This is a genomic window from Georgenia satyanarayanai (assembly GCF_023715365.1).
GTDB lineage: Bacteria > Actinomycetota > Actinomycetes > Actinomycetales > Actinomycetaceae > Oceanitalea > Oceanitalea satyanarayanai_B.
This window is the reverse complement of the sequence record NZ_JAMBNZ010000007.1, coordinates 115,804-135,533: the sequence shown is the minus strand read 5'-3', so window position 1 is coordinate 135,533 and position 19,730 is coordinate 115,804. Positions and strand designations below refer to the sequence as shown.

The following is a 19,730-nucleotide window of genomic DNA, read 5'->3' as shown; positions in this document are numbered from 1 at the left end:
GGGGCCGGCCCACGTGGGCCGGCCCCTTCCGTGTGCTCGGGTCAGAGCGCCTCGACGGCGGCCCCCACCGCTGCGAGACCCGCGCGGTAGCGCTCGAGGAAGGCCGCGTAGCCGGCGACGTCCCGCGGGTCGGGCTGCGCGGTGTCGAAGGAGGCCCCGGCGAAGACCTGCTCGCCGAGGTAGCCGGCGAGGTCGGTGCCCTCCGCGGCGCCGAGGTAGGAGGCGAGGACCGCGATGCCCCACGCCCCGCCCTCGGAGGCGGTCTCCCCGACGGCCACGGGCGCGTCGAGTGCGCCGGCCAGGAAGCGCTGGGCGACGCCGGCGGTGCGGAACATGCCGCCGTGGGCGAGCATGCGGTCGATCACCACGCCCTCCCTGGCGAGCACCTGCATCCCCATGCTCAGCGTGCCGAACACGCCGTAGACCTGGGCGCGGACGAAGTTCGCCAGGGTGAGGCGGCTGTCCGGCGTGCGCAGGACGAGCGGGCGCCCCTCGTCGAGGCCCGAGATCGGCTCCCCGGCGAGGTAGTTGTAGGCGAGCAGGCCGCCGGCGTCCGCCTCGCCGTCGAGCGCCTCGGTGAAGAGGGTGGCGAAGACGGCGTCCTGGCTCAGCCGCGTGCCCGCCGCCTCCGCGAAGCGGCCGAAGAGGCTCGCCCACGCCCCGAGCTCGCTCGCGCCGTTGTTGCAGTGGACCATCGCCACCGGGTCACCCGAGGGCGTGGTGACGAGGTCGATCTCGTGGTGCACTCCCTCCAGCGGCCGCTCGAGGACGACCATGGCGAAGATGCTCGTCCCCGCGCTGACGTTGCCGGTGCGCGGCGCGACGGCGTTCGTCGCGACCATCCCGGTGCCGGCGTCGCCCTCGGGCGGGCACAGCGGCACTCCCGGGCGCAGGGCGCCGGACGGGTCGAGGAGCGCGGCGCCCTCTGCGGTGAGCTCACCGGCCGGCTCGCCGGCGCTGAGGACCTCGGGGAAGAGCTCGACGGCGTGGGCCACGGGCAGCCGGCCGGCGAGGAGCGTGTCGAGCTGCTCGAGCATGCGCGCGTCGTAGGTGCCGGTGGCGGCGTCGATCGGGAACATGCCCGAGGCGTCCCCGACGCCCAGCACGCGGCGGCCGGTGAGGCGCCAGTGGACGTACCCGGCCAGGGTCGTGAGGAAACGGATCTGCGGGACGTGCTCCTCGCCGTCGAGCACGGCCTGGTGCAGGTGCGCGACGGACCAGCGCAGCGGGATGTTGACACCGAGCAGCTCGGAGAGCTCAGCGGCGGCGGGGCCGGTGGTCGTGTTGCGCCACGTGCGGAAGGGGACGAGGAGCTCGTCGTCGCCGTCGAAGGCGAGGTAGCCGTGCATCATCGCCGAGACGCCCATCGCGCCGACGGTCGTCAGCGGCACGCCGTAACGGCGCTCGACGTCGGCGGCGAGGTCGGCGTAGGCGGCCTGCAGGCCGGTCCACACGGACTCCAGGGAGTAGGTCCACGAGCGGTCGACGAACTCGTTCTCCCACTCGTGGGAGCCCACGGCCAGAACCTGGGTCGGGTCGGGGCCCACGAGGCAGGCCTTGATCCGGGTCGAGCCGAGCTCGATGCCGAGTGAGGTATGGCCCTCGCGGATCGCCTCGGCCAGGTCCTCAGAGTGGTCCATCGATGGTCCTTCCATGCGTACGGGGCGGAAACTGCGACGAGGGGCCGCCCGGGTGGACGGCCCCTCGTGTGCGACCTGGGCTCAGCGGGCCCCGGCGCGGCGCTTGTTGTAGACGTCGAAGGCCACGGCGAGGAGGAGCACCAGACCCTTGACGATCTGCTGGGTGGAGGTCGGCACGCCCATGAGCTGCATGCCGTTGGTCATGACGGCCATGATCAGCGCGCCGATCATCGCGCCGGTCACGCGACCGACACCACCGGTGACGGCGGCGCCACCGATGAAGCAGGCAGCGATGGCGTCGAGCTCGAACATGTTGCCCGCCGCGGGCTGCGCGCTGTTCATGCGCGAGGAGTAGACGATGCCGGCGATGCCGGAGAGCAGGCCCATGTTGACGAAGATCATGAAGTTGACCTTCTTGACCTTGACGCCGGAGAGCTGGGCGGCCGGCAGGTTGCCGCCGATCGCGTAGACGTGGCGGCCGAAGACCGAGCGCTGGGTGATGACCGTGTAGATGATGATGAGCAGCGCGAGGATGATGAGGACGTTCGGCAGGCCGCGGTTGACGGCCAGCTGGTAGCCGAACCACATGACGACCGCGCCGACGACGACGATCTTGAGGATGAACAGCGGGAAGGCCTCGACGGTCTGCTTGTAGCGCAGGGCCCCCTGGCGGGCGCGCACCTGGGTGAAGGCGTAGCCCGCGACGGCGAGGCCGAAGACGATGAGCGTCAGCGCGTCGTAGCCGTACCCGCCGAGCAGGCCGTTCTGGAAGCCGTTGGCGATCTTGTAGTACGTCCCGCCGAAGGGGGACAGGGAGACGTTGTCGAGCACCTGGTAGGTCATGCCGCGGAAGAGCAGCATGCCGGCCAGGGTGACGATGAACGCCGGGATCCCGATGAAGGCGACCCAGAACCCCTGCCACACGCCCACGGCCAGGCCCACGCCCATGGCGGCGAGGACGCCGACCCACCACGGGTGCCCGCCCTTGACGACGAGGACGGCGGCGACGGCGCCCGCGAGGGCGACGACCGAGCCCACCGACAGGTCGATGTGGCCACCGATGATGACGATGACCATGCCGATGGCGAGGATGAGGATGTAGGAGTACTGCAGGACGATGTTCGTGAGGTTGCCCGGGCTGAGGAAGCTCGGGTTGAGGAACGTGAACAGCGCCACGAGCGCCACCAGGGCGATGAGGATGCCGCTCTGTCGGATGTTCCGGGACATGAGTTCCCGGATGTTCGTGATGCCGGTCATTTCGCCGTTTCCTTCTCCATGGTCATGAGTGCCATGAGCTCTTCCTGGGTGGCCCTCTCCACCGGGAGCTGCCCGGTGATGCGGCCGAACGCGAGGGTGTAGACGCGGTCGCAGATGCCGAGCAGCTCGGGCAGCTCGGAGGAGATGACGACGACCGCCTTCCCCGCCGCGACCATGCGGTTGATGATGGTGTAGATCTCGTACTTGGCGCCGACGTCGATGCCTCGGGTCGGCTCGTCGAGGATGAGGACCTCCGGCTCGGTGTAGAGCCACTTCGACAGCGCGACCTTCTGCTGGTTGCCGCCGGAGAGGTTGCCGACGGTGGCGAGCACGGAGGGCGCCTTGATGTTGAGGTTGGCCCGGTACTCCTCGGCGACCTTGAGCTCCTCGTTCGCGTCCACCCAGCCGCGGGGCGCGAGCTTGCGCAGGCCCGCGACGGAGATGTTGCGGCGGATGTTCTCGATGAGGTTGAGGCCGAAGCGCTTGCGGTCCTCACTCACGTAGGCGATGCCGTTCGCGATGGCCTCGCTCACCGTGCGGACCTTGATCTCCTTGCCGTGGAGGAAGACCCGCCCGGAGATGTCTCGCCCGTAGCTGCGACCGAACAGGCTCATCGCCAGCTCGGTGCGCCCCGCGCCCATGAGGCCGGCGATGCCGACGACCTCACCGGCCCGGACGTCGAAGCTCGCCTTGTCCACGACGACGCGCCCCGCCTGGGTGGGGTGGTGGACGGTCCAGTCCTCCACCCGCAGCACCTCATCGCCGACGTCGGGCGTGCGCTCGGGGTAGCGATGCTCAAGGTCGCGGCCCACCATGCTGCGGATGATCCGCTCCTGGGTGGCCTCGGGCGCGCTCATGTCGAGCGTCTCGATGGTGCGGCCGTCGCGGATGACCGTCGTGCGGTCGGCGATGTCGGCGATCTCGCCCAGCTTGTGGGAGATCATGATGCAGCTGATGCCCTGTGCGTTGAGCTGGCGCAGCAGCCCGAGCAGGTGCTCGGAGTCGGTGTCGTTGAGCGCCGCGGTGGGCTCGTCGAGGATGAGCAGGCGCACGTCCTTGGACAGCGCCTTGGCGATCTCGATGAGCTGCTGCTTGCCGACGCCGAGCTGTCCGACCGGGGTGGTGGGGTTCTCGGTGAGGCCGACGCGGTGGAGGAGCTCGGCCGCCCGGGAGTTGGTCTCGTTCCAGTTGATCAGGCCTGCGGTGCCGCGGGTCTCGTTGCCGAGGAAGATGTTCTCGGCGACGGACAGGTGGGGGACCAGGGCCAGCTCCTGGTGGATGATGACGACGCCGTGCGCCTCGGAGTCGTTGATGGACCCGAAGCGCACCTCCGCGCCGTCGTAGTAGATCTCGCCCTCGTAGGTGCCGTGGGGGTAGACGCCCGAGAGGACCTTCATCAGCGTCGACTTGCCGGCGCCGTTCTCCCCGCAGATCGCGTGGATCTCACCGCGTCGAACCTCCAGGGTCACGTCCTGGAGCGCCTTGACGCCGGGGAACGTCTTGGTGATGGAGCGCATCTCCAAGATGTTGTCGGTCATGCCGCCTCACTTCTCGTGGTTCTGCGGTGTGGAGGGAGATGCGGGGCCGGGCGCACTGCCCGGCCCCGCACCGTGGGGTCAGGAACCCTGCTCGACCTGCTCGGCGGTGTAGTACCCGGAGTCCACGAGGAGCTCCTCGATGTTGCTCGCGTAGACGATGTCCGACTCCAGGAGGTAGGAGGGGACGACCTTGACGCCGTTGTCGTACGTGTCGGTGTCGTTCGCCTCGGGCTCGTTGCCCTCGAGGAACGCCTGCGCGGCGCGGACGGACTCGGTGGCGAGCTTGCGGGTGTCCTTGAAGATCGTCGCGAACTGGACACCCTGGTCGATGAGCGCGACTGAGGCGATCTCGGCGTCCTGACCGGAGACGACCGGCAGGCCGTCCTCGATGGTGGGGCCGTAGCCCGCGCCCTGGAGGGCGGTGATGATGCCGCGGGAGATGCCGTCGAACGGGGACAGGACCCCGTGCAGCTCCTCGCCACCGCTGTAGGTGGAGGTGAGGAGGTCCTCCATGCGGCGCTGGGCCGCCTCCTGGCTCCAGCGGAGCGTGGCGACGGTGTCGAAGTCCGTCTGGCCGGACGGGACGACGAGCGTGCCGGCGTCGATGAAGGGCTTGAGGGTGTCCATCGCGCCGTCGAAGAAGAAGCCCGCGTTGTTGTCGTCCGGCGAGCCGGCGAAGAGCTCGACGTTGAAGGGTCCCTCGGGGGCCTCGGGGTTCTCCGAGCCGTCCTCGTTGAGGAGACCCAGACCGACGAGCAGCGAGGTGGCCTGCTGGACACCGACGTTGTAGTTGTCGAAGGTGACGTAGAAGTCGACGTTCTCGCTGCCGTTGATGAGGCGGTCGTAGGCGATGACCGGGATGCCCGCGGCGCCGGCGGCGTCGAGCTGGCTGGTCAGCGCGGTGCCGTCGATCGAGGCGATGATGAGGAGGTCGACCTCCTGCAGGATCATCTGGTCGATCTGCTGGGTCTGCGTGGGGATGTCGTCGTTGGCGAACTGCAGGTCGACCGTGTACCCGGCCTCCTCGAGCTGGCTCTTGACGGCGTCACCGTCGGCGATCCAGCGCTCGGAGGTCTGCGTGGGCATGGCGACACCGATGGTCTGGTCGCCGGATGCCGTGGCGTCCCCGCCCGAGGTCTCGGTGCTGTCGTCGCTGCTGCCCGCTCCGCCACCGCCGCAGGCGGCGAGGGCGAAGGTCATGGTGAGCCCTGCCGCGACTGCTGCGAACTTCCGTGTGCGCAATGTTCTCTCCTTCGAGAGTGGAGGTTGTTTCTGACCCGCCGGCGGCGGGCCCTGACTGTGCTCGACCGCGTAGTCGAGCGGTGAGGCCGCTGCGCCCTCAGGTGCCGTCTGGGCGGCGAATGTTCACGCTAACATTCTGACCTGACGAAGCGCTGGATGTCACATCCTTGGTCCTGTGCCGGGTTGCGATTCGGTAACACCGGCGGCTGACGGAGGCACTGCTGCCCCGGCCGGCCGGTGGTGCGCCGCCCGGGCCCGCGAGGACAACCAGGCGGCCTCGGGACCGGCGGTGCTCTCGCAGTCGCGCCACCGTAGCGGGCACCCGCACTCGATCACAAGCCCCCACACTCGCACGACCACTGGCCAGCCACGTTCGGCTGCTTCGTCGGGCCTGGTGCGGAAAGCCTTTCGCGTGTGGGCCGCGAATCTCGCAGGCTCGATCGCACCTACACGCACCACGTCGACTGTGCGCCCGCTGGTACCACTGTGCGGGCGGTCGACCGGGCGCACAGTGGAACGAGGGGCGCATGGTCGGCCGCTGGGGTGGCAGGGGTGGCAGGGGGCGGCTCAGCCGCTGATGGTGAGGCCGAGCTCGCGGGCGAGGGCGGGCAGCAGGCCGATGGCGTCCTCCTCGGCCACCCGGGCACCGCGCAGCCCGCTCACCCCACCGACGCCGTCGAGCCGGCAGCCGCGCAGCTGGACGTCGCGGCAGCGCAGGCCCGAGAGCTGTGCCCCGCTGAGCACGCAGTCCTCGAGGAGCACCTCCTCCATCACCGTCTCGGTGAAGCTGGCCTCGGACAGGTCGCAGCCCCGCAGTACGACCGAGCGCAGCTGGGCGCCGTGCCAGCTGGTCAGCGTCCCCTGCACCCCCTCGAGGAGCGTGGAGCGCAGCCGCACCCCGGCGAGCAGGGCGCCGGTCATCCGCGCCTCGCGCAGGGAGCAGCGCAGCAGCGAGCCGTCGCGCCACACGAGGTTGGCGAGGTCCGCGCCGTCGAGGCGGCAGTCGGCGAGCGTCACCCGCTCCCACTGCCCGCCGCCCGCCCGCACCCGGGACAGGTCGCTGCCCTCGACCTGCGCCTCGGACAGGCCGGGCAGGACGGCGCCGGTGAGGTCGACGCCCGCGGTGGTCGCGTCGTCGAGCTCGGTGACGTCACCCGGCTCGAGGTGCGGTGGCACGTCCGGCTCGGGGATGGCCCAGCCGCGCCGCCTCACGGTCGACCGACCCGGGCCGTGCGCGCGCCGGTGAGGGCCACGAGGTCCGCCGGGGCGAGCTCGACGTCGGCGCCGCGGCGGCCGGCGCTGACGAGCACGGTCGCGTGGTCGAGCGCCGTCTCGTCGACGACGGTCGGCAGCCGGCGCCGCTGCCCGAACGGGGAGATGCCGCCGACGACGTAGCCGGTGGCCCGCTCCGCGGCGGCCGGCTCGGCCATCGTGGCCCGCTTGCCGCCGACGGCGGAGGCCAGCGCCTTGAGGTCCAGCTCCCCGGTTACCGGGACGACGGCGACGACGAGGCTCCCGTCGACCTCGGCGAGGAGCGTCTTGAGCACGCGCGCCGGGTCCACGCCCAGCGCCTGGGCGGCCTCCATCCCGAAGGACAGCTCCGTGCGCGGGTCGTGGACGTACTCGCGCACGGCGTGGACCACCCCGGCGTCCTGCAGCACACGCAGCGCCGGGGTGCCGGCCGGTGCCGCGCGGCGGCTCACCGCGGCCCCACGTCGAGCACCCGGACCACCGCCCCCTGCGCGGCGTCGCTCGCGTCGAGGTCGACGACGGCCCAGATGCCCCAGTCGTGCTCGCCCTCGGGGTCGTCCAGGGTCTGGCGCGCCAGCCACAGGCGACCGGCGCCCGCCAGGCCGAGCACGGCGTCGTCGTCCTCGGGCAGGCCGGCGCGGAGGAGGTCCTCCCGGGAGGGGCGCTCCTCGATCGTGACGAGGGAGGCGGCGCGGGCGGGCACGTCGGTGCCGAGCCAGTCGTAGTCCTGCCAGTACGGGTCCATCGCCTGCGCCCAGCGTTCGGCGTCCCAGCCGTCGGCGGCGTGCATCGCCCCGAGCGGCTCGTAGTGCTCGCGGGCCAGCAGCTCGACGCGGTTGAACAGGGCCTTGCGGATCGCGACCCGGAAGGCGTGCCGGTTGCGGGTGAAGGCGAGCTCGCCGTCGTCGTCCTCGCCGAAGCGGCGCTCGGCGGCGTCGGCGGTGGCTGCCGCGTCGGCGGAGGGGGCGGTGGCGCCGGAGAGGGACTCCCACTCGTCGAGCAGGCTGGAGTCGATCGAGCGGATGTGGTCCCCGAGCCAGCCGATGATCTCCTCGACCTCCTCGGTGCGGGCGCGCTCGGGCACCACCTGGCGCAGCGCCCGGTAGGCGTCGGTGAGGTAGCGCAGGACCACGCCCTCGCTGCGGCCGACGTCGTAGCGGGAGACGAGCTCGGAGAAGGTCATCGCGTTCTCGACCATCTCCCGCACGACGGACTTCGGCTTGAGCTCGTAGTCCGCGACCCACGGGTTGGTCTGCCGGTAGGTGGCGAGGGCCGGCTCGAGCATCTCGGCGAGCGGGCGCGGCCAGGTGATCTCCTCCAGCGCCTCCATCCGCTCCTCGTACTCCATGCCCTCGGCCTTCATCGCGCCGATCGCCTCGCCGCGCGCGTGCCGCTGCTGGCCGTAGAGCAGTGGGCGGGGGTCCTCGAGGGTGGCCTCGATGACGGAGACGACGTCGAGGGCGAAGTCCGGGGACTCCTCGTCGAGGAGGTCGATGGCGGCCAGCGCGAATGGCGAGAGCGGCGCGTTGAGCGCGAACTCGCGCGGCAGGTCCACGGTGAGGCGGACGTAGGGCTCACCCGGGTGCGCGCGGCGCCACGCGGCGTCGCGGTGCTCGAGCACCTCCGCCGTCCGCAGGGAGCGGTAGATCTCCGCCGCCCGGCGCAGGTGCGGGTTCCAGGGCGTGGGCGGCTCGTGGTTCTCGGTGAGCAGCCGGTACATCGCCCTGACCGGGTCGCCCGGGCGGGCGAGGACCGACAGCACCATCGTGTGGGTGACGGAGAACTGGCTGGTCAGCGGCTCGGGATCGGCGTCGCGCAGGCGCTCGAAGGTCTTGTCCGTCCAGTTGACGACGCCGGCGGGTGCCTTCTTCCGCACGATCTTGCGGCGCTTCTTCTCGTCGTCGCCCGCCTTGGCCAGCGCCTTGGCGTTCTCGATGACGTGCTCGGGAGCCTGGACCACGACCTCACCGGTGGTGTCGTAGCCGGCCCGCCCCGCGCGCCCCGCGATCTGGTGGAACTCGCGTGCGGTGAGGTGACGGGAGCGCTCGCCGTCGAACTTCGTCAGCGAGGTGAGGACGACGGTGCGGATCGGCACGTTGATCCCCACCCCGAGGGTGTCGGTGCCGCAGACGACGGCGAGCAGGCCGGACTGCGTGAGGCGCTCGACGAGCCGCCGGTAGCGCGGCAGCATGCCCGCGTGGTGGACGCCGATGCCCAGGCGCAGGAGACGGGACAGCGTCTGGCCGAAGCCCTTGGCGAAGCGGAAGTCGCCGATCGCCGTCGCGATCTGGTCGCGGCGCTCGCGGGTGGCGACCGTGACGGAGGTGAGCGACTGCGCGCGCTCGACGGCGTCCTTCTGCGCGAAGTGGACGACGTAGACGGGGGAGCGGCCCTGCTCGACGAGCCGCTGGAGGAGGTCCTGGATCGGCTCGAGGGAGTAGTCGAAGGTGAGCGGGACGGGACGCTCGGCGCCGGAGACGACGGCGACCTCCCGGCCCGTGCGCCGACTGAGGTCCCGCTCGAAGAAGGACACGTCCCCGAGCGTGCCGGACATGAGAACGAACTGGGTGTTCGTCAGCTCGAGCAAGGGCACCTGCCAGGCCCAGCCGCGCTGGGGGTCGGCGTAGAAGTGGAACTCGTCCATGACGACGACGCCGACGTCCAGCCCGGCGCCCTCGCGCAGCGCCTGGTTGGCGAGGATCTCCGCGGTGCAGCAGATGATCGGCGCCTCGGGGTTGATCGCGGAGTCCCCGGTGACCATGCCGACGTTGTGGGAGCCGAAGAGCGCGACGAGGTCGAAGAACTTCTCCGAGACGAGCGCCTTGAGCGGGGCGGTGTAGTAGCTGCGCTCACCGCGTGCCAGGGCGACGGTGTGCGCGGCGAGCGCGATCATCGTCTTCCCCGAGCCGGTGGGGGTGGAGACAATGACGTGGGAGCCGGTGGTGATCTCGAGCAGCGCCTCCTCCTGGTGCGGGTAGAGCACGCGGCCGGTGCCCTCGGCCCAGGTGGTGAAGCCCTCGTAGAGCGCGTCGGCGTCGAGCGCGCCGTCGGCGGCCGCCTCGTCCTCGAGGCGGTCCAGCAGGGCGTTGAGCTCGTGGGTGGTCACGTCCGTCAGTCTCGCAGAGGGCACCGACATCCCAGGGGTAGACCGGGGGTCTACCAGCGGTAGAATAGGGACGTGGGGCTGAACATCAAGAACGAGCGGACGCACGCGCTGGTGCGCCAGCTCGCGCAGCTGACCGGGCAGAGCCAGACCAGTGCCGTGGAGGACGCCGTGCGCCGACGCATCGAGGAGCTGTCCCGCACGGACGAGGAGGTCGAGGCGAAGGTCGACCGGATCATGCAGATCGCGGCGGAGTTCAGTGCCGATCTCACCGCGGAGGACCGTGCGGCCCTGTGGTCCGGGGATGACTACTTCTACGACGATCTCGGGCTGCCGACGTGATCATCGACAGCTCGGCATTCTTCGCGATTCTCGCTGAGGAGCCGGAAGCGCGTGCCTTTGCACGCGCGATCACGCGTGACCGGCAACCGAGAGTCTCCGCAGCGACGCTCGTCGAGGCGCGAGTGGTCGTCGGGGCGCGACTCGGTGCCGAGAAGCGCCGACGGCTCGACGCACTGATCCGGGAGCTGGAGGTCGTCGTCGTGCCGTTCGACGAGGAGCAGGCAACGATCGCCAGTGACGCGTACCGCGACTACGGCAAGGGGTCCGGTCACCCTGCGGGACTGAACCTCGGCGACTGCTACTCCTACGCCTTGGCGTCACAGACGGGGGCGCCGCTGCTCTACAAGGGCAAAGACTTCGTCCACACGGACCTGCGCCCCGCCGTCGGCTGAAGGGCACCCGGCGGCGCGTGTCAGTGGTCACTCCTACGCTCGTGGCAGGCACCGACCTGAGGGGGCAGCCATGGCGACGACGACCGGTCGCGACTTCCCGGAGCGCGTCTACGCGCTCTGCCAGCCGGGCGGGGCACCCGCCTCGCTCTTCGCGCCGGGCCAGGTGGTGACGGCTGCGACGGTGGAGCGGTTCTACGCCAGCGACGAGGACGTCGCCCGCACCGTCGCGGCGCTGACGGAGGCCGGCTTCGAGGTGCTCCACACCTCGCGGCTCCTCGTCAACGTCGCCGGACCGCCGGAGCTCTTCGAACGGGTCTTCGGCCGGCGGCTCTACACGCAGGAGCGGCAGGTCATCAAGCCCGGGTCCGTGCGAGGCACGGGCACCTTCATCGACTCCGAGGGCAGCGCCGTGCCCGGCCTGCTCGAGACGGCGGGCTCGTCGCTGGCGGACGTGGTCGGCGCCGTGGCGATCGAGGAGCCGTACTACCCGGCATCCACGCCGCCCGGCCCCGCGCCGTCGGCCGATCCTCCGCCGGTGGACTACTGGCACCTCACACTGCCCGAGCAGCTCGCCACGGCGCTGCGGGCCGACGGGCCTCAGCGGGACGGCGTCACCGGCGCGGGCGTGCGGGTGGGAATGGTGGACACCGGCTTCCAGACCCACCCCTTCTTCACCTCCCGCGGCTACCGGGTGGAACCGACCGTCCTGGGGCCGGGCACCACCGACCCGGAGGTCGACGAGAACGGGCACGGGACCGGCGAGGCGGCGAACGTCTTCGCCGCCGCCCCGGACGTCACGCTGCTGCCGGTCAAGGCGGCCACGGCCTCCGGTGCGCTCGTCAACGTCACGGCGGCGTTCACCGCCGCGGTGGCGCTGCGGCCGGACATCGTGACGAACAGCTGGGGCTCGGACCAGCCCGGCCCGCCGCTCAGCGCGGCGAACCAGGCGCTGGCGGCGGCGGTCGCGGCGGCGGTGGCCGACGGCGTCGTCGTCGTCTTCTCCGCGGGCAACGGCTCGTGGGGCTTCCCCGGGCAGCACCCCGACGTCATCTCCGCCGGCGGGGTCTACCTGGGACCCGACGGGAGCCTGCGGGCGTCCGACTACGCGAGCGGCTTCGTGTCCCGTGTGTACCCGGGCCGGCGGGTGCCGGACGTCAGCGGTCTCGTCGGTCTGCTGCCCGGGGCCACGTACCTCATGCTGCCGGTCCCGCCCGGCTGCGCCATCGACCGGAACCTCGCCGGTGGCACGCACCCGGAGGGCGACGAGACCTCCCCCGACGACGGGTGGGCGGCCTTCAGCGGCACCTCCGCGGCGGCTCCGCAGCTGGCCGGTGTGTGCGCCCTGCTCGCCCAGGCAGCGCCCGGGACGCCGCCGGAGCGGGTGCGGGAGGTGCTCGCCGCGACGGCACGTGACGTCACCGTCGGCACCAACCACCCCGAGTTCGGCGAGCCGGCCGGGCCGGGTCCCGACCTTGCCACGGGGCCCGGGCTCGTGGACGCCGCCGCGGCAGTCGCCGCTCTCGGTGCAGCAGCGCCGGATCCGGGTGACACGGCGGTGGCGCTCGTCATGCTGCGCTCGCCCTCGGGAGCGGAGCCGTCCACGTTCAGCACGGCGACGAGCAGTGAGTGGCTGCCCGCCGCGGGGACCGTGCGCGAGGTGGCCGCGGCCCTCGAGCGGGCCGGGTTCACGGTGGGCCCCGCCTCGGGCCCCACCCTCTCGATCACCGCGCCACCGGCCGTGTTCGCTCGGGCCTTCGCCACCGAGCCCGTGCGCGCGGACGACGGCGGCTGGACCAGCGAGCGGGGCGACTCGCTGCCGCTCGACAGGCTGCCCGCGCAGCTGAGGGAGGTGGTGCGCGCCGTCGTCCTCGAGCGGCCGGCAGAGCTCCACACCGGCCCGTGAGCGGCCCTGTCCCGCGCGCGGGCGGCGGCGTCGGGGAGTAGCGTGCCCGCGTCGCGTCACCCGCCCGGGTGACCATCGCCGTCGGGGGTTGGAACGTGGACTCGGTCAACAGTGTCCTGGGGGACGTCAGCAACGGCCTGTACACCTACGTGCTCGTCGCGCTGCTCGTCGGCGCGGGACTGTACTTCACGGTCCGCACGCGCGGCCTGCAGGGCCGGCTCTTCGCCCGGATGGTCTCGGTCATCGCCCGCTCGCGCGGGGAGAGCCACGGCGGCATCAGCTCCTTCCAGGCCTTTGCGATCGGCATCAGCTCGCGGGTGGGCACCGGGAACATAGCGGGCGTGGCCATCGCGCTCGCCCTCGGCGGACCTGGGGCCATCTTCTGGATGTGGATGGTCGCGCTCGTCGGCATGGCGACCGCCTTCATCGAGGCGACCCTCGCGCAGATGTACAAGGTGCGCTGGCACGACGGCACGTTCCGCGGCGGACCGGCGTTCTACATCCAGCGCGGCCTGGGGTCGCGCCGGTGGGGTGCCGTCTTCGCCGTGCTCCTCATCTTCGTCTTCGGCTTCGCCTTCGAGATGGTCCAGGCCAACACGATCGCGGCGACGCTCGACTCCGGGCACGGCGTGCCGGCGTGGGTCTCCGCCGTCCTCCTCGTCCTGCTCACCGCGCCGGTGGTGTTCGGCGGGATCCGGGCCGTCGCACGGGTCGCCGAGCTGCTCGCGCCGCTCATGGCCCTCGTCTACGTCCTCGTGGCGCTGGCGATCATCGTCCTCAACCTCGGCGCCCTGCCCGACGTCGTCGGGATGATCGTGCGCGGCGCCTTCGGGCTGGATGAGGCAGTCGCCGGCACCGGCGGCGGGCTGCTCGCCGCCGTCCTCAACGGTGCCCGGCGCGGGCTGTTCTCCAACGAGGCGGGTATGGGCTCCGCGCCCAACGCCGCGGCCACCGCCACCGTGCGTCACCCCGTGCAGCAGGGGCTCGTCCAGTCCCTCGGCGTGTTCGTCGACACGATCCTCGTGTGCTCGGCGACCGCCTTCATCGTCCTGCTCGCCGGCCCGTCGGTCTACTCGCCGGGGGAGACCACCGAGGCGCAGGGCGCGGCCCTCACCCAGACGGCCGCCGCCGCGTCCCTCGGGGACTGGGTGATCCTGCCGATGACCGTCCTCATCTTCGTCTTCGCCTTCTCCTCCATCCTCGGAAACTTCACCTACGCCGAGGTCAACGTCGACTTCCTCACCAGCCGGCGGTGGGCCCCGTACGCGCTGCGCACGCTCGTCACCCTCGCCGTGCTCGTCGGGGCGCTCGCCGAGCTCGCCCTCGTGTGGACCGTCGCCGACATCGCCATGGGGCTCATGGCGATCGTCAACCTCGTCGCGATCCTCCTGCTCGGCCGCTGGGCACTGGGCGCGCTGCGTGACTACGAGCAGTTCCGCGGCCGTGAGCTGGGCGTCTTCCTCGGCCGCGGCAACCCGCTGCTGCCTGGGGACCTCCCCGGTGACGTGTGGGTGTCGCGGACGGAGACGCCCAGGGCGGAGCGGACCCCTTAACCCTCGACCGGCTTCATCTGGGCGAGCTGGATGAGGTTGCCGCACGTGTCGTCGAGGACGGCGACGACGACCGGCCCGTAGTCCGTCGCCTCCTGCGTGAACTGCACGCCGAGGGGCTTGAGGCGCTCGACCTCGGCGTGGACGTCGTCGACGGCGAACTGCGTCCAGGGGATCCCGTCGGCGACGAGCGCCTCCTTGAAGTTCTTCGCCGCCGGGTGGCCGTCCGGCTCGAGCAGCACCTCGACGCCATCGGGGTCGGCGGGGGAGACGACGGTCAGCCAGCGGGCGCCGCCGGCGGGGACGTCGGTCTTCTTCGTGAAACCCAGCTTGTCGGTGTAGAACTCCAGGGCCTTGGCCTGGTCGTCGACCAGCACGCTGGTCACGGTCACACGGATCATGGGTCCGGCTCCTCTCGGGTGGGCCAGCGCTCGGCGATCGAGCACAGCGGCCGGGTGTCGATGTGGTGGAACTTGTAACGGCCCTCCCGCCGGGTACGCAGCAGGCCCGCGTCCTCCAGCACCGCGAGGTGCTGGGAGATCGCCTGCCGCGAGGAGGTCGAGCCGTGCTTCATGGCCAACCGGCCGCAGATCTCGAAGAGGGTCTGCCCGTCGCGCTCGGTCAGCTCGTCGAGGATCGTCCGCCGGGTGGCGTCACTGATCGCCCTGAACAGGACGGCGTCGTCATCCACCACTCCGTTATAGGCAAGTAAGGACTTGCCGGTCAAGACCCCCGTCGCGGCGGAGCGTGTTCTCGCCGAGGCGTGTGCGCACTGCCGCCTCCGCCAGGCGGCGACCGACGGAGACGCGCGACGCCGGGGGAAACGCAGAGGAAGCTGGCGAGCGAAGCACACCGCGCAGGCGGTGACCGGCTGATCACGGGCCGAGCGCGCGAACCGTCTCGATCGTGTCCGCCTCGGCGGGTGTCTTGTCGTCGCGGTAGCGCAGGACCCGCGCGAAGCGCAGCGCGACGCCGCCCGGGTAACGGGGGGAGCGCTGCACGCCGTCGATGGCGATCTCGACGACCTGCTCGGGCCGGACGTGGACGACATGGCCCTCGCGGTGCGTCTCGAGCCCGAGGAAGCGCTCGGTCTGCCACTCGAGCATCTCGTCGGTCATGCCCTTGAAGGTCTTGCCGAGCATGACGAAGCCGTCGCCGTCGCGGGCGCCGAGGTGGATGTTGGAGAGCTTGCCCTGGCGCCGCCCGCTGCCCCACTCGACGGCGAGGACGACGAGGTCCAGGGTGTGGCGCGGCTTGACCTTGACCCACGCGGCGCCGCGCCGCCCGGCGTCGTAGGGGGCGGTGAGGTCCTTGAGGACGAGGCCCTCGTGGCCGAGCTCGAGGATCTCGCTGAAGAAGGCGTCGAGCTCGGCCTGGTCCGCGGTGACCCGGCGCGGAACGAGCGCCGAGGCGGGGACGACCTCCTCCAGCGCGGCGAGGCGCTCCCGGGCGGGTGCGGCGACGAGCGTCGTGCCGTCGCGGTGGAGGAGGTCGAAGAAGAAGACGGTGAGCGGGGTGGTGGCGGCGGCGCCGTCGTGGCTCCCGGTGCGCGAGGCCGTCTCCTGGAAGGGGCGGGGGCGGCCGGACGGACCCAGGGCGATCGCCTCGCCATCGAGGATGAGCTCCTCGGCGGGCAGCGCACGGACGACATCGACGATCTCCGGGACGCGGTCGGTGATGTCGTCCAGGGAGCGGGTGAAGACGGCGACCTCGTCGCCGGACTTGTGGACCTGGACCCGGATCCCGTCGATCTTGCCGTCGGCGGCGACGAGGGTGCCGCCGTCGTCGTCGCGGAGCTTGGCGAACGCGGCGGTGAGGTCGGGGGCGGCCGAGGCGAGCATGGGGCGGACGGGCTGGAGCACCGCGGGGCGGAAGTCCTCGAGCGCGTCGACGCCGCCGGTGAGCGCGGCGCGGGCTACCGGTCCGGTGAACGCGCTGAACATGGCGGCGCGGCGGACGGCGGTGACCGGCACGGCGGTGGCGTCGGCGATCGCCTCGATGAGGAGGGAGTCGAGCGCGCCCTGGCGCACCTCGCCGAGGATGAGGGCGCGCAGGAAGAGCTGCTCGGGCTCGGTAAGAGCTCCGAAGAGGGCCACGACGGCGGTGGCGCGCTCGGCCTGGGAGCCGCTGCCGGCGAGGGCGGAGAGCGCCTCGAGCTGTGCGTCGACGCCGGTGGGCGTGAGCGAGGGGGCCGGTGCAGGCTCCGCGAGCTCGGCGAGGCTGCGCCAGCCGACGCCGGTGCGGCGCTGGCGCACGCGGCCGGACAGGTAGGTGGCGACGACGTCGATCTCGTCCTCCTCGGCCTCCCGCAGCGTGGCCGCGAGCAGTGCGCGCTTCTCCAGCCGGGAGCGCGTGGCGGCGACGGCCGTGGAGGTCTCGGCGAGGCGCGCGAAGAGCATGCGCCGAGTGTGGCAGCGCGGCCGAGCTGCCGCGCGGTGTCCGTGGGCAGGCCTCGGCCGGGTGCGTCGGAACTGCGCACAGGTCCCACGACCAGGGGCGTGGGCGTCACCTGTCCCGGCGTGTCGTCCGCGTGTCGCCGACCTGTGCGCAGGACTCGAGCACCTAGCGTCGGGGGGGGCTCGTCCTCGCACGGCCGTCCACCGAAGGAGACCCATGAAGGCCGCCCAGTACGACGCTTTCGCCGCCCGGTACGACGCGGAGAACGCGTCGAGCATGCTCAACGCGTTCTACGAGCGGCCGGCGATGCTGTCGCTGGCGGGCGAGGTGCGCGGCCGCCGGGTCCTCGACGCCGGGTGTGGCTCGGGTCCGCTGGCCGCCGAGCTGCTCCGGCGGGGTGCCGTCGTCACCGGCCTGGACGTGGGCCCCGCGATGGTCGAGCTCGCCCGGCGGCGCCTCGGTGATGACGTGCCGCTCCATGTCGGGGACCTCGCCCAGCCGCTGTCCTTTGCGGACGACAGCTTCGACGACGTCGTGGCCTCCCTCGTCCTGCACTACCTCGAGGACTGGAGCGCGCCGCTGGCCGAGCTCAGGCGAGTGCTGCGGCCTGGCGGCCGGCTCCTCCTGTCGGTCAACCACCCCACTGTCCGCGTCATCAACTTCCCGCAGGAGGACTACTTCGCCACGCGGGAGTACGTAGAGACGCTCGAGCTCGACGGCCAGCCGACCGAGCTGACGTTCTGGCACCGCCCGCTGCGCGCGATGACGCGGGCGTTCACCGACGCGGGCTTCACCATCTCGCTCGTCGAGGAGCCGGAGCCGTCGCCGGACACACCGCCCGAGCTCCTCCCGGCGCGCATCGTCAGCGGGGAGCGCAGCGCTTTCCTGTGCTTCCTCTTCTTCGTGCTCGAGGCACCGATGTCCTAGACGCGGCTCTCGAGCCGACGGATCGCCGTCCGGCGGACGAAGTAGCGGCGGGCGGTGACGCCCTCGCGCCAGGGGCTGTCGCTGATCTTCCACTCTCGGGCGCGAGGTCTGCCTCTGTGGCGCCGCGCTCCGCGAGCCAGCCGGCCCAGGCCGCGTCAGACGCCTTGGGCTGCGCCGGGGGGACGACGCAGGTGGAGCAGTTGTTCTCCCCCGACGTGACGACTTCGAGGAGGTCCTCGCAGGTCTCCGCCTCGGTCGCCCACACCCGCCGCCGAGGTTGTGCCCGGCTGCTCCTCGCGAGTCGAGACGACGGGTCAGGGACTCGACGGTCAGCGGCTCCTCGTGCCTGGTCATCGGGCCAAGGTACCCAGCCGGCGCTGGGCTCCCGGCTCAGCGTCAGGGCGCCGTCGCGGGGAGGAATCCGGCTCTCGGCGGGAGGGGCGAGAGGAATCCGGCTGTCGGTGGGCGGCGTGGAGGAATCCGGCTGTCGGCGGGAGGGGAGCCCGCTACTCGGCGTCGGCGTAGGTGGTGACGACGGAGACGTCGAGGGGGAAGTCGACGGGGAAGTCGCCGAAGAGGAGCCGGCCGGCGCCGACGGCGGACTCGCGGACCGCCGTCGCGACGTCGTCGGCGAGGGCCACGGGGGTGTGGACGATGACCTCGTCGTGGAGGAAGAAGACGAGGTGCGGGCTGTGGCCCGCCCCGCCGGCGCCGCCGAGCACCCGCAGGCGGGCGCGCAGGTCGGCGAGCCAGCACAGTGCCCACTCCGCGGCGGTGCCCTGGACGACGAAGTTGCGGGTGAAGCGGCCCCAGTCGCGGGCCAGGCGGCGCGCGCGCCGGCGGTCGTCGTCGGTCGCCTCGCCCTCGTGCTGCCTGTCCTGCACGGCCTTCCACGCCGGCGGGGGAGCGGGGGAGGTGCGGCCCAGCCAGGTGCGGACGGTGCCGCCCACCTCCCCGCGCATCGCGGCGCCCTCGACCACCGCGGTGGCCCGCGGGAAGGCGCGCAGCAGCCGGGGTGCGAGGTCCCCGGCGGCCCCGGTGGTCGCGCCGTACAGTGCGCCGAGCATGGCGACCTTTGCGTGGGCGCGGGTGTCGATGACGCCCTGGTCCACGAGTCCCTGGTACAGGTCCCCGCCGCGCGCGGCTCGCGCCATCGCCTCGTCCCGGGCCATCGCGGCGAGCACGCGCGGCTCGAGCTGGGCGACGTCGGCGACGACGAGCGTCCAGCCCGGGTCGGCGACGACGGCGCCGCGCACCTGCTTGGGCAGTTGCAGCGCCCCGCCGCCGCGGGTGGCCCACCGGCCGGTGACGACACCACCGGGCACGTAGTCCGGGTGGAAGCGCTCGCGGCCCGCGCCCGGGGGACCGGGACGCACCCACTCGTCGGCCCAGACCCAGCCGTTGGCGCTGTGGAGGCGGGACAGCTTCTTGTACTCGAGCAGCGGCGGGACCACGGGGTGGTCGACCTGCTCGAGCTCCCACTTGCGGGTGGTCTGCACGGAGATCCCCGCGCTGTGCAGCGCGCGCAGCAGCGCCTGCCCCGAGTCCGGGTTGAGCTTCGGCGCGTCGAGCACACGGCGGACGTCCTCGGCGAGCACCTCGAGCACCGGCGGCCGCGCGCCGAGCGGCGGACGCGGCCCGAGCACCTCGGTGAGGAGGTGGTCGTGGGCCGCGCGGTCCCACGGCAGGCCGTCGTGGCGCATCTCCGCGGCGAGTAGCGCCCCGGCGGACTCGGCCGCAAGCAGGGTGGCGAGCCGCCCGGGCTCGCGGCTCGCCGTCACGGCCTCCCGCTGGCGCAGCCGCTCGGCGAGGACCTCCTCGGCGGGCAGGGTGAGGGACTCGAAGAGGGTGGGCGGGGCGTCGGGGCGGTCGTCGTGCTCCTCGACGTCGTCCCACAGCTCCGACGGAGCCGGCGCACCGACTGAGCGGCGCAGGATCGTGCGGCACAGGCGCAGGTCGAAGCAACGCTCCACCCGCACGCCGGCGCGCAGCAGCCGGGCGTAGGTGGTCGCGGTGTCGGCCCACACCCAGCGCGGGCGCGAGGCGGCCTCGATCTCGGCCACCCGGGCGGCCAGCGCGTCGGTGGGCACGACGGACGCGGCCGGGGCGGCGCCGTCGTCGAGGATGGTGAGCCGGACCCCGTTCGCCTCCTCGGCCACGACGATCTCCACACCCCGAGCCTACGGCG

16 protein-coding genes are annotated in these 19,730 nt (G+C 72.3%); 5 read left to right on the top strand and 11 right to left on the bottom strand.

Going from position 1 to position 19,730, the window contains the following annotated elements; all coding sequences use genetic code 11:
- Positions 1-41: 41 nt before the first annotated feature.
- From M3148_RS10570 to M3148_RS10540, 7 genes are all read right to left on the bottom strand, one after another.
- Positions 42-1,640: a xylulokinase gene (locus tag M3148_RS10570; RefSeq protein WP_251304659.1), complete on the bottom strand. Its 1,599-nt coding sequence runs from the start codon at positions 1,638-1,640 to the stop codon at positions 42-44.
- An 81-nt stretch (positions 1,641-1,721) separates the two neighbouring features.
- Complete coding sequence (mmsB, locus tag M3148_RS10565) at positions 1,722-2,897, bottom strand: multiple monosaccharide ABC transporter permease (RefSeq protein WP_251304658.1); 1,176 nt, start codon at positions 2,895-2,897, stop codon at positions 1,722-1,724.
- Positions 2,894-4,435 carry a multiple monosaccharide ABC transporter ATP-binding protein gene (mmsA, locus tag M3148_RS10560; protein WP_251304657.1) on the bottom strand — a complete coding sequence of 514 codons (1,542 nt, stop codon included), beginning with the start codon at positions 4,433-4,435 and terminating at the stop codon, positions 2,894-2,896. The genes mmsB and mmsA overlap by 4 nt, the downstream gene beginning before the upstream one ends.
- A gap of 78 nt (positions 4,436-4,513) precedes the next feature.
- The gene (gene chvE / locus M3148_RS10555; RefSeq protein WP_251304720.1) at positions 4,514-5,635 is read right to left on the bottom strand and encodes a multiple monosaccharide ABC transporter substrate-binding protein; all 1,122 of its coding nucleotides are present in this window, start codon (positions 5,633-5,635) and stop codon (positions 4,514-4,516) included.
- A 609-nt stretch (positions 5,636-6,244) separates the two neighbouring features.
- A complete protein-coding gene (locus tag M3148_RS10550) occupies positions 6,245-6,889 on the bottom strand; it encodes a pentapeptide repeat-containing protein (protein WP_251304656.1) in 645 nt (214 codons plus the stop codon).
- The gene (ybaK, locus tag M3148_RS10545) at positions 6,886-7,380 is read right to left on the bottom strand and encodes a Cys-tRNA(Pro) deacylase (protein ID WP_251304655.1); all 495 of its coding nucleotides are present in this window, start codon (positions 7,378-7,380) and stop codon (positions 6,886-6,888) included. Before ybaK ends, M3148_RS10550 begins: the two co-directional genes overlap by 4 nt.
- Positions 7,377-10,064 (bottom strand): DEAD/DEAH box helicase, encoded by a 2,688-nt coding sequence (locus tag M3148_RS10540; RefSeq protein WP_251304654.1) that lies wholly within the window; start codon positions 10,062-10,064, stop codon positions 7,377-7,379. The genes ybaK and M3148_RS10540 overlap by 4 nt, the downstream gene beginning before the upstream one ends.
- 42 nt (positions 10,065-10,106) lie before the next feature.
- Here M3148_RS10540 and M3148_RS10535 point away from each other — a divergent pair, with 42 nt between their 5' ends.
- The 4 genes from M3148_RS10535 (at position 10,107) to M3148_RS10520 (ending at position 14,221) form a co-directional block, all read left to right on the top strand.
- Positions 10,107-10,373 (top strand): type II toxin-antitoxin system VapB family antitoxin, encoded by a 267-nt coding sequence (locus tag M3148_RS10535; RefSeq protein WP_251304653.1) that lies wholly within the window; start codon positions 10,107-10,109, stop codon positions 10,371-10,373.
- The gene (locus M3148_RS10530) at positions 10,370-10,765 is read left to right on the top strand and encodes a type II toxin-antitoxin system VapC family toxin (RefSeq protein ID WP_251304652.1); all 396 of its coding nucleotides are present in this window, start codon (positions 10,370-10,372) and stop codon (positions 10,763-10,765) included. The genes M3148_RS10535 and M3148_RS10530 overlap by 4 nt, the downstream gene beginning before the upstream one ends.
- A 70-nt stretch (positions 10,766-10,835) precedes the next feature.
- Positions 10,836-12,668 (top strand): S8 family serine peptidase, encoded by a 1,833-nt coding sequence (locus M3148_RS10525; RefSeq protein ID WP_251304651.1) that lies wholly within the window; start codon positions 10,836-10,838, stop codon positions 12,666-12,668.
- Between the two features lie 68 nt (positions 12,669-12,736).
- Positions 12,737-14,221, top strand: coding sequence for an alanine/glycine:cation symporter family protein (locus M3148_RS10520; protein WP_251304650.1), 1,485 nt, complete (start codon positions 12,737-12,739; stop codon positions 14,219-14,221).
- Here M3148_RS10520 and M3148_RS10515 read toward each other — a convergent pair.
- From M3148_RS10515 to M3148_RS10505, 3 genes are all read right to left on the bottom strand, one after another.
- Positions 14,218-14,619, bottom strand: coding sequence for a VOC family protein (locus tag M3148_RS10515; RefSeq protein WP_285884155.1), 402 nt, complete (start codon positions 14,617-14,619; stop codon positions 14,218-14,220). The two genes, M3148_RS10520 and M3148_RS10515, sit on opposite strands and share 4 nt — an antisense overlap.
- The gene (locus tag M3148_RS10510; RefSeq protein ID WP_251304649.1) at positions 14,616-14,909 is read right to left on the bottom strand and encodes an ArsR/SmtB family transcription factor; all 294 of its coding nucleotides are present in this window, start codon (positions 14,907-14,909) and stop codon (positions 14,616-14,618) included. Before M3148_RS10510 ends, M3148_RS10515 begins: the two co-directional genes overlap by 4 nt.
- A gap of 184 nt (positions 14,910-15,093) precedes the next feature.
- Positions 15,094-16,617, bottom strand: coding sequence for an ATP-dependent DNA ligase (locus tag M3148_RS10505; RefSeq protein ID WP_251304648.1), 1,524 nt, complete (start codon positions 16,615-16,617; stop codon positions 15,094-15,096).
- Positions 16,618-16,831: 214 nt separating this feature from the next.
- Here M3148_RS10505 and M3148_RS10500 point away from each other — a divergent pair, with 214 nt between their 5' ends.
- Positions 16,832-17,542, top strand: coding sequence for a class I SAM-dependent methyltransferase (locus tag M3148_RS10500; RefSeq protein WP_251304647.1), 711 nt, complete (start codon positions 16,832-16,834; stop codon positions 17,540-17,542).
- A 506-nt stretch (positions 17,543-18,048) separates the two neighbouring features.
- Here the strand turns inward: M3148_RS10500 and M3148_RS10495 are convergent.
- Complete coding sequence (locus M3148_RS10495) at positions 18,049-19,713, bottom strand: bifunctional 3'-5' exonuclease/DNA polymerase (RefSeq protein ID WP_251304646.1); 1,665 nt, start codon at positions 19,711-19,713, stop codon at positions 18,049-18,051.
- Positions 19,714-19,730: the final 17 nt, after the last annotated feature.